Annotated in this window: 1 pseudogene; it reads left to right on the forward strand. The window is 44.5% G+C overall.

Annotated features, from left to right (window positions below):
* Window positions 1–93: 93 nt before the first annotated feature.
* Window positions 94–299: pseudogene (locus tag EXT47_RS23710) on the forward strand (IS110 family transposase); the annotation flags it as partial.

Raw genomic sequence — 299 nt, forward strand, 5'->3', positions numbered from 1 at the left:
TCAATCCTTTGAGTGCAGAATTAAAGCGTAGGCGGTATCTTAGGAAGGTGCAAATTAGTGGTGGGTGTCAGCGATTTGCGCGGCGATTTGCGCGCTGGCAAAACCTATGGCACCAACGGCAATAAAATTGGAAATGGACACTTGAAATGGGCGTTCAGTGAAAAGCCGCTGTACTTTATTTACGTGGAAATGACAAAGCTCGGTGCTACTTAAACAAATTACAAAACGCATGAGCAAAGCCAAAGCACTTTCAGTGCTCGCCCATAAGCTCGGTCGTTGTGTTTATTTTATGCTTAAGA

Origin of the sequence: Pseudoalteromonas sp. CO342X (assembly GCF_004208915.1) — a bacterium.
Lineage (GTDB): Bacteria > Pseudomonadota > Gammaproteobacteria > Enterobacterales > Alteromonadaceae > Pseudoalteromonas > Pseudoalteromonas maricaloris.